Origin of the sequence: Tenacibaculum sp. Cn5-46 (assembly GCF_022347705.1) — a bacterium.
Classification (GTDB): domain Bacteria; phylum Bacteroidota; class Bacteroidia; order Flavobacteriales; family Flavobacteriaceae; genus Polaribacter; species Polaribacter aiptasiae.
In genome coordinates this window covers 314,730-330,576 of sequence record NZ_JAKRGD010000002.1, presented here as the reverse complement: position 1 = coordinate 330,576, position 15,847 = coordinate 314,730, and the positions used below count along the sequence as shown (strand labels likewise).

Genomic DNA, 15,847 nt, shown 5'->3' with positions numbered 1-15,847 from the left:
TATCGATCCATTTTTTCAACTAAAAACCAAGAAACATAACATGTAAGTTTTGATTCTTGGTTTTTGTTTTTAGTTAGACTTTTGTCTTTATAGTGTACCTCTTAATTGTTGCTCTCTTTCAATAGATTCAAACAATGCCTTGAAGTTTCCTGCTCCAAAACCACGAGCTCCCATTCGTTGAATTATTTCAAAGAATAAAGTTGGTCTATCTTCTACTGGTTTTGTGAAAATTTGTAATAAATATCCTTCTTCATCAGCATCTACCAATATTGATAGCTTTTGTAATTCGGAAATATCTTCTTTCATAATTTCCATATGCTCTCCTAAACGCTCTGGAATCATATCGTAATATGATTGTGGCGGCGGTGGTAAAAACTCAACCCCATTAGCTTTTAACTGAGATACTGTTTTAATTATATCATCAGTAGCTACAGCGATATGCTGAACTCCTTCACCTTCATAGAAATCTAAATATTCTTCAATTTGAGAACGCTTTGCTGCTTTTGCTGGCTCGTTGATTGGAAACTTAATTCTTCCGTTTCCGTTAGACATCACCTTACTCATTAAAGCTGAATATTCTGTATGAATTTGCTTATCATCAAACGATAAAAAGTTTACAAACCCCATTACATCTTCATACCATTTTACCCATTTATCCATTTGATTCCATCCTACATTCCCAACCATGTGGTCAATGTATTTCAACCCTGCACTTGGTGGATTGTAATCTGTTTTCCACTCTTGGAATCCTGGTAAGAACACTCCATTGTAGTTTTTACGTTCTACAAACATGTGAACTGTTTCTCCATAAGTGTAAATTCCTGCACGAACTACCTCTCCTTGTTCATCAGTTTCAACAGTAGGCTCCATGTATGATTTTGCTCCTCTTGAAGTTGTTTCTTCCCAAGCTTTACGAGCATCCTCTACCCATAGCGCTACAACTTTTACACCATCACCATGTTTTACGATATGATCGTTAATTGGTGATTTACTATTTAATGGTGTTGTTAAAACTAATTTAATTTTGTCTTGTGTTAACACATAGCTTACAGAATCTGTTGATCCTGTTTCTAACCCTTTGTATGCATATGATTGAAAACCAAATGCTGTTTTATAAAAGTGAGCAGATTGTTTTGCATTACCTACATAAAACTCTACATAATCTGTTCCTAAAAGTGGTAAGAAGTCTTGTGCTCCTTCAAATATTTTTTCTAAACCGTAGTTTACTGATTTTATCTCTTTACTCATGATGTTGTTTTGTTAGTTATTGTTATTCCAACCAAGACTTATAATAATCTTCGTCTGCAATCTTCATCGCCTCTTCTGTTACTTGTAATGGTTTAAAAGTATCTACCATTACAGCCAATTCTTCTGTTACTGTTTCTCCTATACTTCTTTCCGTAGCTCCTGGGTGTGGTCCATGAGGAATTCCTGCTGGGTGCAATGAAATATGCCCTGCATCGATATCGTTTCTACTCATAAAATCACCATCTACATAATATAATACCTCATCGGAGTCTATATTACTATGATTGTATGGAGCTGGAATTGCATTCGGATGATAGTCGTATAATCTTGGTACAAAACTGCAAATTACAAATGCGTTTGTTTCAAATGTTTGATGCACTGGTGGCGGTTGGTGAATACGACCAGTAATTGGTTCAAAATCGTGAATTGAAAACGCATATGGAAAATTATATCCATCATAACCTACCACATCAAAAGGATGCGAAGCGTAAACCATTTCTATAATTTCTCCTTGTTTTTTTACTTTAATTAAGAAGTCTCCTAATTCATTATAAGTCTCTAATTCTTCAGGTCTTCTCAAATCACGTTCACAAAATGGTGAATGCTCTAATAATTGACCAAACCAATTTCTATAACGTTTAGGTGTATATACTGGAGAGTAAGACTCTACTATAAAAAGTCTATTATTCTCATCATCAAAATCTAATTTATAGATTATTCCCCTAGGAATTACTAGATAATCTCCATATTTAAAATCGATATTACCTAACATTGTACGTAATTTTCCAGATCCTTTATGAATGAAAATTACCTCATCTGCATCGGTGTTTTTATAAAAATAGTCTTTTGTTGAATGCTTTGGTGCAGATAATATGATATTACAATCTGAGTTTGTTAAAACTACTTTTCTACTCTCTAAATAATCGTTTTCTGGCGGTACTTGAAACCCTCTAAAACGGTATGATTGTATATTATTCGCTTTCGCTATTTTGGGCGCAACAGAATATTGTTTACGAATTTCTTTAACCATCGTAGGTCTGTGCTCATGGTAACTATTGGTTGACATACCGTCGAAACCAATGGTTCCAAAAAGCTGTTCGTAATACAAGCTTCCATCTTCTTTACGAAATTGTGTGTGTCGTTTTGGTGGGATTTTCCCTAATTTATGATAAAATGGCATAACCTTATATTTTTAATGATTTTATACAGTGTCACTCATAAGAAACACTACTCTTTTTTACTAATCGTCAATATTTATAAAGTAATTATTCCGGTTTACGTTTTATCATAAATTTTAAATGCGCTAAAAGACCTTCCCAATGCATTTTCATTAGTTTTTGTTGTGTGTTTACAAATATACCAAATTTAAAAACACATTATATCGTCTTAGAATTCAAAAAAGTATCGAAATTTATTTAAAATTAATCTAAATAAAGTTTGTTGTTAATTTTTTCATAAATATATTTGTGCCGTTTTTCTAATTATATTAAATAAATCTAAATAAAAACAATGAAAACAATTATAACAACCATGCTATTTTTAATAGCTGTGGTAAGTTCGTTTGCTCAAAACAGTGCTATTAGCGGTAGGGTCGTTGATAACAACAATGAGCCAATAGTAGGTGTAAACCTTACTATAAAAAACTCAACAATCGGTACACAAACCGATATAGATGGAAACTTTACTCTTAATGGAGTTAAGCAAGGAGAACAGATATTGGTTGCTTCTTTTATAGGTTTTAAAACCAAAAACATTACTATTTCTGTTCCTTCTAATAATCTTGACATTACTTTGTTTGAAGGAAATGAAATACTACAAGAAGTAATTATAGATACTGATAGAAAAAATAAATTTTCTCGTAAAAAATCTGCTTATGTAGCAAAATTACCTTTAAAAAACATTGAAAACTCTCAAGTTTATAGTACTGTTACGAATCAATTATTAATCTCACAATCTGTTACTAGTTTTGAAGATGCATTAAAAAACACTACTGGTGTTGAGAAATTATGGTCATCTACAGGTAGAAGTGGGGACGGTGCAGGATATTACTCAATCCGTGGTTTTTCTGTTCAACCTAAATTAGTAAATGGTGTTCCTGGAATTACTAACGGTTTTATTAATCCTGATAATGTAGAAAGAATTGAAGTTATAAAAGGACCTTCTGCTACTTTATTTGGAAGTACTGTTACTTCTTATGGTGGATTAATTAATGTAGTTACTAAAAAACCTTATAAAGGTACTGGTGGAAACATTACTGTTGGTGCTGGTTCTTTTGGTTTTAAAAAATTAACTCTTGATGTAAATACTAACGTAGAAGATAACGAAGACATTTCATTAAGATTAAATGCTGGTTATCAAACTGAAGATAGTTTTCAAGATGCTGGTTTTAGAAAATCTTTATTCTTAGCTCCTGCTATTTCTTATAAAGTTAACAACAGATTAACTTTAAACTTTAACTACGAATTATCTTCAACTGATCAGACAAATCAAACTTTTTTATTTTTAAATAGAGCTGCACCATTAACATTTAAAAATTTAGCAGAGTTAAATTATGATAGAAATAAATCATTAACTAGTGATGATGTTTCAATTGAAAATCCAACTCAAAATTATAGAGGTGAAATCGCTTATAAAATTTCTGATAACTGGTCTTCTCAAACAATAGTTGCTGGAGGTAATGCAAAGTCGCAAGGATATTACACGTATCTATACAATCTGCAAGCTAATTTATTTGGATTGTATGCTCAAAAAACTGATGCTGAAACTAACACATTAGCTTTACAACAAAACTTCACTGGAGATATTAAAATAGGGAGTGTTAGAAATAGAATTTTAGTAGGTGTTGATTATTTAGAATCACAAACTATTGATCAAAGTTCTGGTTTTAGAGGTATACATGTAGTTACTCCACAAGGTCAAGTTACTCCAGTTCCAGCTGCTTTTGGTTTTGCAAACTTACCAATAAACAAAGGTAATATTGATGCCGTGTTAGCTAATGTACCTAGATCTAACTCTGATCTTAACCAAAATGTTTTAAGCGGATATATTTCTGACGTTGCAAATATATTACCAGAATTATCTATAATGGCTGGAGTTCGTTATGACAGATTTGAATATAAAGGTGATGCCAATGATGCTAGCGACGATGACAAAGCATACACTAAATCAACTTTCTCACCAAAGTTTGGAGTAGTATACCAACCTATCTTAAACAAATTATCTGTTTTTGCTAATTATCAAAATGGATTTAGTTATGTAAACCCAGAAAGAGTTCCTATCGATTTAACTAATCCAGCTGCAGGGACTAGAATTCAATCATACGATTTAGAACAAGCTAACCAATTAGAGTTTGGTGTGAAATCAAACTTATTCAACAACAAGCTTGAAGCTACTCTTAGTTACTATGACATTACTGTAAAAGATAAGGTTATGGGATTTGGAGCAAACAAGCAGCAAGATGGTACTATCAATAGTAAAGGTTTTGAGTTAGAATTAAATGCAAATCCAATTGAAGGATTAAACTTAAGAGGAGGATTTAGTTATAACGATGCAAAAGTTACTAAATCTGCATCGAGACCTGATTTAATTGGAAGACGTTTAGCTGAAGCTGGTCCTGAAACTTCTTACAACTTTTGGGCTGATTATAAATTCTTAGATGGTGTAGCCGAAAACTTTGGTTTAGGTCTAGGTTTCAATGGAGCTAGTAATTATAACACAATGGTTGGTTACCCGACTGCTGGTGATTTTATACTTCCTTCTTATACTATTTTCAATGCATCTATTTACTATGAGAATGATACCTTTAGAGCAAGTATAAAAGCTAATAACATAACAGATAAAGAATATTATAAAGGGTGGAGTACTGTAACTCCACAAGCACCAAGAGCTTTCTTAGGTACTTTTACTTATAAATTTTAAGTTTGTTTATCTATCTCACAGAGATTATTCAATTTTAATTAATGAAAAACCTGGTTTTAAATCAGGTTTTTTGCTTTTAACAACATTCGATAACAAATCATATATTCTTAAAATTCAAAAAAATAGAGTTTTTAATTTAAAATTAATCTAAATAAAGTTTGCTGTTAATTTTTTGTGAAATATCTTTGCATCTGTTTTTCTAAATTAATTAAATCTAAATAAAAACTATGAAAACAATAATGACAACCGTGCTATTATTTTTAGCTACGGTAGTTTCAGTAGCTCAGAATTCTATTTCTGGTACTGTAGTTGACAATAACAACGAATCTATAGTAGGTGTTAACGTCATAATTCAGGGGACAGACAAAGGGGTACAAACTGACATGGATGGAAAGTTTGAAATTAAAAATGTTCCTTCTGGCAATTTTAAATTAGTAATTTCTTTTATTGGTTTTAAGACTAAAGTAATTGATGCAACTGCTTCAAATAATTTAACGGTAACTTTATATGAAGGAAATGAATTATTACAAGAAGTAGAGGTAACTTCAAGAAACAATAAGTTTTCTCGTAAGAAAACAGCCTATGTTTCTAAATTACCTTTAAAAGACTTAGAAAACTCTCAAGTTTATTCTACTATTACTTCTGAATTATTAGAATCGCAAATTATAACTAATGTTGAAGATGCCTTAGTAAATTCAACAGGTATTAGTAAATTATGGGAAGCAACGGGAAGAGCTCCTGGTGAAGGAACTGGTTATTTTGCTGTACGTGGTTTTGCAACTCAATCACAGTTAGTTGATGGTATGCCTGGTTTTACTTTAAGTGCACTTGACCCTTCCTATATTGAAAGAATTGAGGTTGTAAAAGGACCTTCGGCAACTTTATTTGGTAGTACAGCTACTTCTCTAGGTGGATTAATTAATATTGTTACTAAAAAGCCTTACAAAGGATTAGGTGGTAGCGTATCTTTTACTGCTGGTTCTTTTGGACTTAATAGACTTTCTTTAGACTACAATACTCCTTTATCTACAGATGAAAGAACATACTTCAGATTAAACGCAACAAACTTATCTCAAAATAGTTTTCAGGATGCTGGATTTAGAGATTCATTCTTCGTAGCTCCATCCATTACTCATAAAGTGAACAATCGTTTAAACATATCTTTTGGTTTTGAATTTGCAAAAACTTCGCAAACAAACCCATCTATGTTATTTGTTAACAGATTAGGTCAAGGAAGATTAACTGCTATGCTAGCTCCATTTGGAATTACTCCAACTGTACCGACTAATGTTGCTGAATTAAATGTAAACCCTAAAAAATCTTTTACTTCTAATGATGTTGCTTTAAACAGCTTGAACTTTAACACAAGAACTATTGTAGATTATAAAATTTCTAACGAGTGGAGTTCTCAAACAATTTTTGCAAGTAGCTATGCAAGAACTAAAGGATTTTATCAATACAATATTGATGGTGGTGCTGCTGCAATTTTACAATTAGCCCCTCTATTATCAGATCCAAGATTGGCTCCTGTGAACCCAATTATATCGCCAATCATTACTCCTATGCTTATTGAATCTGGTACTTTATTAGCTTCACCTTCTTTTACAAGAATTTTTGATAAGCGTAACGCTAATGCAACTAATTACAACATTCAACAAAACTTTATTGGTGATTTTAAAATTGGTGATTTAAGAAATCGTTTTGTAGGTGGTTTAGATTTTGTAAGTAGATCTCAACATTCTAGAAATCAGAATGGAAATCCAACACTAACTTCTACTCCAGGTTTTGCACAATTATTAGGGTTCTTTAATAATCCACAAGCATTTGTACCGTTTCCTTTAGACCCAGCTGTGGTTGGTGCGTTACAAGCAACAGGGCAACAAGTTGGAGGAGGATTTAATGCACTTCCATATTTCGATGCATTTTTAGATGCACAAGGAAATGTGAAAACATCAACATTTACACCTAATGCTGTATACTCACCTACAAAAGCAAGTTTAGAAAATATTTTTAGCAATGTTCCTGTTAATGATTTTAAAACTAATTCTAAAACCTATGCAGCTTATATTTCAAACGTATTAAATGTTACTCCAGAATTAACTGTAAATTTAGGTTTACGTGTAGATCACTTTGACCAAGATGGTAATACAGCTACTACTGCTGATGATTATACGAAAACTACTTTTTCTCCAAAGGCTGGGGTAGTATATCAAGTAATCCCTAATGAGCTATCTATTTTTGGTAACTACCAAACTGGTTTTGTAAACAAAGACCCTGTTATTACTCAAACTGGTATACAAAACTTTAAACCTATAAAAGCAAATCAATTTGAAGGAGGAGTAAAAACTAATTTATTCAATAACAAGTTAAACTTAGGTGCTTCTTATTACCATATTATAGCTAATAATGTTACTACAACTGATCCAACTGCTTTCTTAACAACAAATCAAATAGATCTTAAAGAGGTTGTAAGTAAAGGAATCGAATTAGAAGCAAACTCGAGTCCTTTTGCAGGGTTAAACTTAAGAGCTTCTTATGCTTATAACGATAGCAAAGTTACTGATGCTAATAGTGTATTTGCTAACAGAAATGTTGCTGAACTTTTAAACAGAAGACCTGAAGAAGCTGGTCCAAAAACTACTTATAACTTTTGGGCAGATTATAGATTCCAACATGGAAAATTCTTAAAAAACATTGGTTTAGGAGCTGGATTTAATGGAGCCTCAGAGCATTTAACAATTAACAATGCTATTTCTGGAACTTTTACATTACCAAGCTATACCGTATTTAATGCTGGTGCATATTATGATACTGATAAATTTAGAGTTGCGTTAAAAGTAAATAACTTAACAAACGAAACTTATTACAAAGGATGGAGTACTGTTAATGCACAAGCTCCAAGAGCTTTCTTAGGTACTGTAACTTATAAATTTTAAAACTAAACACTTTGTGTAGTATAAATTAATCTATTTAAATAAATGCTTCAAAACTCTTGGTCATTTTATGGCTGAGGGTTTTGTAATTAAAAAATAAATAATGATAAGTATTTTAATAGCCATACTATTTTTAGGCTGCTACCTATTTTACAATACTTCACAAAAAACAACTATTGTTTCAAATAGTTATATAGAAGAAAGGATACGTAGCAACGAGCAATTATCTAAAATTGTAGGTGGAAGTTTTTTCTTAATTACGTTGATAATAGCAGCAGTTCATTTTGGACTATTTTCTGGCATTCTTTTTTGGCTATCAGCCTTAACAATGCTAATGAGTTTATTAATTGTTATAGCCCCACTAAAGCTTGTAAACTATAAAACTTTAATTGCTCTTCTTTTTGTTCTCTTATTAATCGAATTCATTTTTTAATATGCCTGCAAATCCAAAACATCTAACATCTTCTCCTTGGCAACAATTTGCAAAAATATCTTCTGGTATTCTTGGAGGGTATATTGTTACTGCTTTATTTCATATGTGTTTAGCGCTATGGCTACCAAACTCAAGAGAAGTTTTAATAACCTCTATTTATACACATTTTATAATTTGGTGTGCATTACTTATTGTTCCTTTTCTATTCAAAAATGGATGGAAAGCATGGGGATTATATCTTCTTATATCGATAGTTCTTTATGTGATTTATTATTATGGTAATCAACAAAACCCTTTTGTATAATGAGTAAAAGAAACTACAATGTATTTTTTAATACACATACAGTAAGTGGTATTGTTATTAGTGTAGCTTTATACGTTATCTTTTTTGCTGGAGCTTTTGCTTTATTTAAAGATGAAATTGAAATATGGGAAAACGGAAAGCATTCTAAAAATATAGCTAGAGAAAAAATAGACTACGATTTTTTATTAAACAAACTTTCTGAAAACCGTCATCTAACTAGTAGAGATATTCGTTTTTATTTAGGTCATAAAGACGATAATATTTATGTATTAACTACTCCTGCTAAGGATACTGTAAACATTCCTGAAGAAGCAAAATATCAAAGTTACGAATCAATAAATATTCATACTGGTGAAACTGCTACTTATACTGAAAAATATGGATTAGGTGAGTTTTTATATCGCTTGCACTTCTTAACACAAATACCTGTAATAGGTGTTTATTTGGCCGGTTTCATTTCATTATTCTTTTTGTTTGCTATTGTAACAGGAGTTATAGTACATTGGAAAAAAATTGTTTCAAACTTTTATCAATTCAACCCAAAAAATGCTTTAAAGCGAGTTTGGACAGATGCACATACTGCATTAGGTGTAATTGGCCTACCTTTTCAATTTATGTATGCCGTTACTGGAGCTTACTTCTGCTTAAGTATTTTGGTTTTAATTCCTGCTAACTTTTTATACAATGGAGATCAGGATAAATTAATGGAAGATTTACGTCCTGATCGAAAAGTATATGAATGGGTTCAAAAAACCAATAAGCAGCTTCCTAGTGTTAATGATTTCGTTGAAAAGAATACTAATCGCTGGGATAATTTTAATCCTGAATATGTGCTTATAAAAAATTATGGAGGCACAAATATGAAATATGTTCTTTTAGGAGCCTTAGATCCTAAAGAACGTCTTCTAAGTTCTGGGAATGTTATTTATGATTTTGAAACTGGAAAAACTACTGTTAATCGAAATCCTAATGAAGCTAAATATACTGACGACATTCAATTGTCAATGGGACGTTTGCATTTTGGTAATTTTGGTGGTGTTACTGTTAAAATCATCTATTTCATATTAGCTTTAATTACTTGTTTTGTAATTATAACTGGAGTATTAATCTGGATAGAAGCTCGTAATAAAAAGAGCATGACTTTACGTCAACGATTATATACAGCAAAAGTTGGGCATATCTATATGGCTATTTGCCTTTCTTTATTCCCTGTAATTGCTTTATTCTTTTTAATAGTCAAAATACTTCCTGAAGAATATTTAACTCAAAAAATGTCAATCTTAAACAACTGGTTTTTTATTGTTTGGCTTATATCTATTCTATTCTTCAGATTTAAACGCAATAACTATTTCACTAATAAAGTAACATTACTAACTGGTGCTATTTTAGGGTTCTTAGTTCCTATTGCCAGTGGAATTAAATCAAATAATTGGATTTGGAACACTTATAAAAACAACCAATTTGACATCTTAACTATTGATTTATTATGGATAATTCTATCTGCTACAGCACTATTTATATACTTTAAAATAAAGCCATCTGTACAAGAGCAAAGTGCTTTTAACAAACATAAAATTGACTACAAAAACATTAAGACTTTAAAATTAGAAGAGAAAAATAAATTACAACAAACAAAACCAAAAATTATGGAAAACACGACTATACAACAAGGTTCTTTATCTCTAAGAACAAAAATTATTATTCTATGGATCTTTTTAGCTATTGGCTGGATTGTTCATCATATGTATGGGTTATTTAACATTTACTACAATGAAACTTTAGTAATGAAAGATGCTACTGGTGAAGCTCCTCTGATTCATCATATATACCGAATTTTATTTGAAGGTATGTGTTTATTATTTGCTTTATTGTCTATAGAAATTTCTAAAAAATGGTTCAAAATAACCTCTATTGTTTGGGCTAGCATTGCTGCTATCTATAACATTTATCACTTTTTTGAAGCTATTATGCATGAATCAAGTAATGTTTCAGAAATCTTTATGCTTACGCTAGTTGCAATAGCAAGTACTCTTTTAGTTATTAATATTAACAAATGGATTAAAAGTTAGATAAAGGCTTATTAATTATAATTATTTATAGGCCTATTATCTATTTCCTTTTGTCCCCCGTTTATGGAAATTCTAATAGCCAACAACCAAACATCGCAGTTAAAAAAAATACTGCAACTTCAATCTAAAAGTATAGACTGTGGTATTAAAACTTCAGTCTATACTATTAATCCTGTATATGGCGAAGGTTTTATTATAAGCTACTTTTTTGACGGCTTATTAATCAATATTATCAGCGCTAAATTTAAAGAAGACTTTTTATTTATATCTAAACACAATTTAAGTGCTTTAGAACTCTCTGTTTTAATGGAAGGTGAAAAAATTATTCGCTCTTCAAACTTTAAAAGCGATTTGATTCTTGAAAAAAATGAAAGCTACCTTTTATACGACGATTGTGAAAATAAAAAGATTATTTTTTATAAAGACAAACCTCTCAAAGAAGTAAAAATTAGGATGTATGATGACTTCATTAAAAAGCACAAAATGCAAGTTCTTTTATCAAACGATAAAACACTTAGTTTAAAAAAATCTAACAGAAATTTTACACATCAGCTAACTTCAAAAATGGAAGAAGTTGTTTCTGAAATACTTTCAAATTCTCAAAAAGGATTACTAAAAAGGATTTTTTTAGAATCTAAAACATTAGAATTATTACATCTTCAGTTAAATTTTCAAGCGAAGAAAACCTATAATTCAGATAATATTTTAAAGAAAATATATAGAGTAGAAACCATACTTCAAACCAATCTACACAAACAAATATCTATTGAGCAACTAGCTCGTATGGTGTTATTAAATCAAAATGTTTTAAAAAATGAATTTAAGAAATTGTTTGGAGAAACTATTTTTAACTACACTAAAAAGTTAAGAATGAGTAAGGCTAAAAACTTTCTAATCCATACTCAAAAACCTATTTATGAAATAGCAGACATGGTAGGATATAAAAATCCTACCCATTTTACTGCTGCTTTTAAAAAGTTTGAGAAAATAACTCCCAAAGAATTTCGTAAAAACCATGTTTATATTCCTTAAACTAGGATTTACATTCATGCTTTAATTTTCTTAACTGAGCGTTAATCATAAGTTCCATTCTACGTAAGCTTTCACTCTCTAAACTCATACAAGCATCTACCCACATATTTGTAATATCTCCTAGCTCACTTTTTTGTAGAGGAAAAACTCTTTTAATGCATTTATAGTGGTTGTATTTAAAACTAAAACTCGATTTATTTAAATAATTAACTACAGCTTCTATTCCTGATTCATTTTTAAAAATATTGTCTACAAGCCCCATTTCTTCAACTTCTTTTGCTTTGTATACATTTCCTGTATTTAAAACTTCTAGAGCCGTTTCTATATTTAATTTTCTACATAAAAAACTATAGGCTCCCATCCCTGGAAAAAGGTGAAATTTATTTTCTGGCAAGCAAAACTTTGCTGACTCATGAGATAATATAATGTCATGCGCCATTGCACATTCAAATCCTCCTCCATAAGCATTTCCTTCAACCAAAGCAATACTTAAAACAGGTAAATCAAACGTATTATAAATGTTATAAATAGCATCTATACACAAATTAGCATACTCCTCTAAAGCTGTTTTATTATGAGATTTTATATTTTTTAAAAAGTAAGGTAAATCGCCTCCCATATTATATACCTCATCATGAGTTGATGCTGACACAATGTATTTTAATGGATATCCATTGTCTGAAAACATCATTTTTAAGTCTTTCTTCAACTCATTAAACTCTCTCAATATACCGATTGAAAAATTAGGAACTCCTTCTGACTTGATACTCCAAAGCACAAGTTCATGCTCTGGATAATAGTTTACTTTAAAATTTTCATATTGTTTTATCATTGTCCTATTTCTTTTTTAGATGTATTCTAAGACACATCTGTTTTACATCTATTTAACCAAGCCTCATCTCTATAAGCTTTGGCTTTTTTCCCACCATCAATATGATTCCAACCTGGTGGCATAAAAATGTATTTTACTTTATCTGAAAAAGTTGGTGCTTTTTTAACGTCATTCCATAACTCTTTCCACATTAAAAATTGCACATCTGAAAAGCTCTCACTATTCAAAGTATCGTGCATAATTCCATAAGAAATTTTCTCATTATCTAACTCTTTCTGAAATGTATTGAAAATACGATCCCAAATACTGAAAGTTTCTCCATAATTTCTATCTAGATAGATATGGTTTTTAGCATGGTGAACCCTATGAACTGAAGGTGTTATTAATATCTTATCTAACCATTTTTGTTTCCCTATTACTTTTTCATTTACATGCGTTAAAGTTGCATACAAACGTGCAATAGGCTCAATGATGAATATCATTAATGGGTGAAATCCTAAAATAGGTAACCATATAAAGTTAAATGGTGTAAAAAACACATCGAATATGGAACCTCTAGCAACCACAGTTAAATTCATATCTTCCGCTGTATGATGCACTCCGTGAATACACCATAAAACACGAACTTTGTGTCCTAAAAAATGAATAAAAAACACTGTGAAATCATATAACAAATAAGCTATAATCCATACATACCATTGAAAACCTAGATCAAACAACCTATGTTCGTATAACAAAAACATTGTACCAACAATGAATACTTTAGACAATAAAAAGTAAGGAATACTTTGTACTATATATGATAATATACTAACCACTCCTTCTTTTTTTCTTTCAACATAATTAGTTAAAATAAGGATTCCCCATTCTACCAACATAAGTGCAAGTACTATTACACTCATATGCTCTAACTGCCCTACTATTTTTTCTATAGATGATAAATCCATTTCTATAAATTATTATTTAAAAAAGTACATATTTGCATTACTGCCGCTTTAGAAGCTTCTGTTTCTCTCAAAGGATTCAACACAATAAAATCATGGATAGTCCCTCCATATCTTGTTGAAATTACTGGTACTTCAGCCATTCTTAATTTTTTTGCATATGCTTCTCCTTCATCCCTTAACACATCATACTCTGCTGTGATTAAAAGTGTTTTAGGTAAATTTTTAAGCTCTTCTAAACTTGCTCTTAAAGGTGCTACTGTTGGAAGTAAATGTGTTTCCTTTTTAGGTGCATACACTTTCCAAAACCATTTCATTGTATCTCTTGTTAAATAGTGTCCTTTAGAAAATTGTTCGTAAGACCTTGTGTTCAGATTCGTATCCGTTACTGGGTATAATAATATTTGACCTTTAAGCTTAGGAACACCTTTTTCTTTTGCCATCATAGCAACAGCTGTTGCCATATTTCCTCCAGCACTATCTCCTCCTACTATAATTTTAGTAGGGTCTAAACCATATTTTTTTCCATATTTTGAAACAAATAATGTTGCTAAATAACCTTCTTCGTTGGCTACTGGATATTGTACTTCTGGTGCTCTTGAATAATCAACAAAAACAACTCCTACATTTGCTTTTAAAGCAATATCTCTCATTAATCTTTTGTGAGTTTCAAAACTATTGAATACCCATCCTCCTCCATGGAAATAAATTAAAGTAGGCAATAACTTCCTTCTTTTTTTAGGCTTTACAATAATCACTTTAACCGCTTTATTTCCTTCTTTAAAAATCGCCTTAGTAAAAGTTACTTTTGTATAAGTTAATGTTGAATCTTGCTGCATATACTCCATAGCATTTCTACCAACATCCAATGGTAATTCTTGTAATGGTGGTCCATCATAGGAATGTACTGCTTCCAGAAATTTCTGAACTTTAGAATCTAAACCATAACTTCCAGCTAGTTTTGTTTGAGCTATGGATGTAAATTGTAATAAAACAATTATAATAACTAATAACTTTCTCATACTATGCTGCTTGTTGTAGTACTTTTCTTTTTTTACTTCTTTTAGAAATTACATAATTGTTAAATAGATACAATAGTGTAAATGTTCCTACATTAATCCCTAGCATTATTAATAAAACAACTGGCTCATTGTATGCAGAGAAATCTAGAAATACTAACAACCAATAAATTAAAATCCATTGTATCATATAAAAAGTAGTTACATTTTTACTACAGTAAAAGAATAATCTGCTTATGTAATTATTTTCAGGCAATGCTTTTTCTATTAAATAATACACCCAAAAAAGCACTAAAATAATTCCCATTAATCCCATACTTCCTCCAGGGCCTAAATGATAATAATCTCCAAAATGGTACTCGTAATTATAATCGCATAGCAGTTTTCCAATCACTAGAAAAATTAAACCTAAATAGAGCATAGGTCTAAATAAAGATTTATCTGCATTTTCAGGATTTTCTTGATAACGTAATCCTAAGTATAATCCCATTAAAATAAAGGAAAGCCAAGGAAATAATGGAAAGTACACATCGAAGTTATTACCCCAAACTAAATTCAAAATATAATCTACACCAGGAACACCTAATTGTATACCACTCACAATTTTTGAAAGCCACATTATAACTAATGCTATAAAAATTAGCACTCCCTTATTTTTTATTAAAAACTTAAAAGATAGCCCTATTAAGAACAATGATATTCCTACTAACTGAAACATATCACCTTTTAAGAAATAGTTTAATAAACTACTAAGGTTACTTAATTCGAGTCCACTAGCTTTTACAAAACTCTCTGGAAATCCTCCAAAAAATAAAACTGGTATGATAAATCTTAAAAAATTTAAAATATATCCTAAAGCAATAATCATTAATGCTTTTTTTAAGATTCCATTTTTGTTTGCATTTCTTGAGAATGCAAATGAGATTCCCATTACAATAAGAAATACAGGAGATCCTCTTTCTAATAACTGCCCTATATTTCCTGTAACTGTATTTTCCCAAGTTTCCATGCTTGAAAAAATCATTAAAACGTGTACAGGAATCATCATAAGAACACTAAAGCCTCTTACAAAGTCTACTGCTCTTACTCTATTTTTTGTTTTCATTTTTTATCTT

General features: G+C 30.6%; 12 protein-coding genes. 6 read left to right on the top strand and 6 right to left on the bottom strand.

Annotated elements, in window-relative coordinates; translation table 11 throughout:
• Window positions 1-87: 87 nt before the first annotated feature.
• Together hppD and MHN29_RS05485 are read right to left on the bottom strand one after the other, a co-directional pair.
• The gene (gene hppD / locus MHN29_RS05490; RefSeq protein ID WP_235274352.1) at window positions 88-1,248 is read right to left on the bottom strand and encodes a 4-hydroxyphenylpyruvate dioxygenase; all 1,161 of its coding nucleotides are present in this window, start codon (window positions 1,246-1,248) and stop codon (window positions 88-90) included.
• Between the two features lie 22 nt (window positions 1,249-1,270).
• Entirely contained in the window at window positions 1,271-2,428 is a 1,158-nt protein-coding gene (locus MHN29_RS05485; RefSeq protein ID WP_150898260.1) for a homogentisate 1,2-dioxygenase, read from the bottom strand.
• Between the two features lie 329 nt (window positions 2,429-2,757).
• Here MHN29_RS05485 and MHN29_RS05480 point away from each other — a divergent pair, with 329 nt between their 5' ends.
• The 6 genes from MHN29_RS05480 to MHN29_RS05455 all read left to right on the top strand — a co-directional run bounded on the left by MHN29_RS05480 (window position 2,758) and on the right by MHN29_RS05455 (window position 11,937).
• Window positions 2,758-5,166, top strand: a complete 2,409-nt coding sequence (locus MHN29_RS05480) for a TonB-dependent receptor (protein WP_235274353.1) — start codon at window positions 2,758-2,760, stop codon at window positions 5,164-5,166.
• Window positions 5,167-5,393: 227 nt separating this feature from the next.
• The gene (locus tag MHN29_RS05475) at window positions 5,394-8,102 is read left to right on the top strand and encodes a TonB-dependent receptor (RefSeq protein WP_235274354.1); all 2,709 of its coding nucleotides are present in this window, start codon (window positions 5,394-5,396) and stop codon (window positions 8,100-8,102) included.
• A gap of 100 nt (window positions 8,103-8,202) precedes the next feature.
• Window positions 8,203-8,532: a hypothetical protein gene (locus tag MHN29_RS05470; protein WP_235274355.1), complete on the top strand. Its 330-nt coding sequence runs from the start codon at window positions 8,203-8,205 to the stop codon at window positions 8,530-8,532.
• Window position 8,533: 1 nt separating this feature from the next.
• Complete coding sequence (locus tag MHN29_RS05465) at window positions 8,534-8,836, top strand: hypothetical protein (protein WP_235274356.1); 303 nt, start codon at window positions 8,534-8,536, stop codon at window positions 8,834-8,836.
• A complete protein-coding gene (locus tag MHN29_RS05460; RefSeq protein WP_235274357.1) occupies window positions 8,836-10,905 on the top strand; it encodes a PepSY domain-containing protein in 2,070 nt (689 codons plus the stop codon). The genes MHN29_RS05465 and MHN29_RS05460 overlap by 1 nt, the downstream gene beginning before the upstream one ends.
• A gap of 63 nt (window positions 10,906-10,968) precedes the next feature.
• Window positions 10,969-11,937, top strand: coding sequence for an AraC family transcriptional regulator (locus MHN29_RS05455; protein WP_235274358.1), 969 nt, complete (start codon window positions 10,969-10,971; stop codon window positions 11,935-11,937).
• A 1-nt stretch (window position 11,938) separates the two neighbouring features.
• Here MHN29_RS05455 and MHN29_RS05450 read toward each other — a convergent pair whose 3' ends face one another.
• From MHN29_RS05450 to MHN29_RS05435, 4 genes are read right to left on the bottom strand one after another with little or no spacing between them, the layout of a single operon-like run.
• Window positions 11,939-12,769 (bottom strand): crotonase/enoyl-CoA hydratase family protein, encoded by an 831-nt coding sequence (locus tag MHN29_RS05450; RefSeq protein ID WP_235274359.1) that lies wholly within the window; start codon window positions 12,767-12,769, stop codon window positions 11,939-11,941.
• A gap of 26 nt (window positions 12,770-12,795) precedes the next feature.
• Window positions 12,796-13,716: a sterol desaturase family protein gene (locus MHN29_RS05445; RefSeq protein ID WP_235274360.1), complete on the bottom strand. Its 921-nt coding sequence runs from the start codon at window positions 13,714-13,716 to the stop codon at window positions 12,796-12,798.
• Window positions 13,717-13,718: 2 nt separating this feature from the next.
• Window positions 13,719-14,735 carry an alpha/beta hydrolase gene (locus MHN29_RS05440; protein WP_235274361.1) on the bottom strand — a complete coding sequence of 339 codons (1,017 nt, stop codon included), beginning with the start codon at window positions 14,733-14,735 and terminating at the stop codon, window positions 13,719-13,721.
• A gap of 1 nt (window position 14,736) precedes the next feature.
• A complete protein-coding gene (locus MHN29_RS05435; protein WP_235274362.1) occupies window positions 14,737-15,837 on the bottom strand; it encodes a heparan-alpha-glucosaminide N-acetyltransferase domain-containing protein in 1,101 nt (366 codons plus the stop codon).
• Between the last annotated feature and the right edge of the window lie 10 nt (window positions 15,838-15,847).

Excerpts from the sequence above, each read along its gene's own strand:
- hppD (WP_235274352.1), bottom strand. The coding sequence starts at position 1,248 with ATGAGTAAAGAGATAAAATCAGTAAACTACGGTTTAGAAAAAATATTT.
- MHN29_RS05485 (WP_150898260.1), bottom strand. The coding sequence starts at position 2,428 with ATGCCATTTTATCATAAATTAGGGAAAATCCCACCAAAACGACACACA.
- MHN29_RS05480 (WP_235274353.1), top strand. The coding sequence starts at position 2,758 with ATGAAAACAATTATAACAACCATGCTATTTTTAATAGCTGTGGTAAGT.
- MHN29_RS05475 (WP_235274354.1), top strand. The coding sequence starts at position 5,394 with ATGAAAACAATAATGACAACCGTGCTATTATTTTTAGCTACGGTAGTT.
- MHN29_RS05470 (WP_235274355.1), top strand. The coding sequence starts at position 8,203 with ATGATAAGTATTTTAATAGCCATACTATTTTTAGGCTGCTACCTATTT.
- MHN29_RS05465 (WP_235274356.1), top strand. The coding sequence starts at position 8,534 with ATGCCTGCAAATCCAAAACATCTAACATCTTCTCCTTGGCAACAATTT.
- MHN29_RS05460 (WP_235274357.1), top strand. The coding sequence starts at position 8,836 with ATGAGTAAAAGAAACTACAATGTATTTTTTAATACACATACAGTAAGT.
- MHN29_RS05455 (WP_235274358.1), top strand. The coding sequence starts at position 10,969 with ATGGAAATTCTAATAGCCAACAACCAAACATCGCAGTTAAAAAAAATA.
- MHN29_RS05450 (WP_235274359.1), bottom strand. The coding sequence starts at position 12,769 with ATGATAAAACAATATGAAAATTTTAAAGTAAACTATTATCCAGAGCAT.
- MHN29_RS05445 (WP_235274360.1), bottom strand. The coding sequence starts at position 13,716 with ATGGATTTATCATCTATAGAAAAAATAGTAGGGCAGTTAGAGCATATG.
- MHN29_RS05440 (WP_235274361.1), bottom strand. The coding sequence starts at position 14,735 with ATGAGAAAGTTATTAGTTATTATAATTGTTTTATTACAATTTACATCC.
- MHN29_RS05435 (WP_235274362.1), bottom strand. The coding sequence starts at position 15,837 with ATGAAAACAAAAAATAGAGTAAGAGCAGTAGACTTTGTAAGAGGCTTT.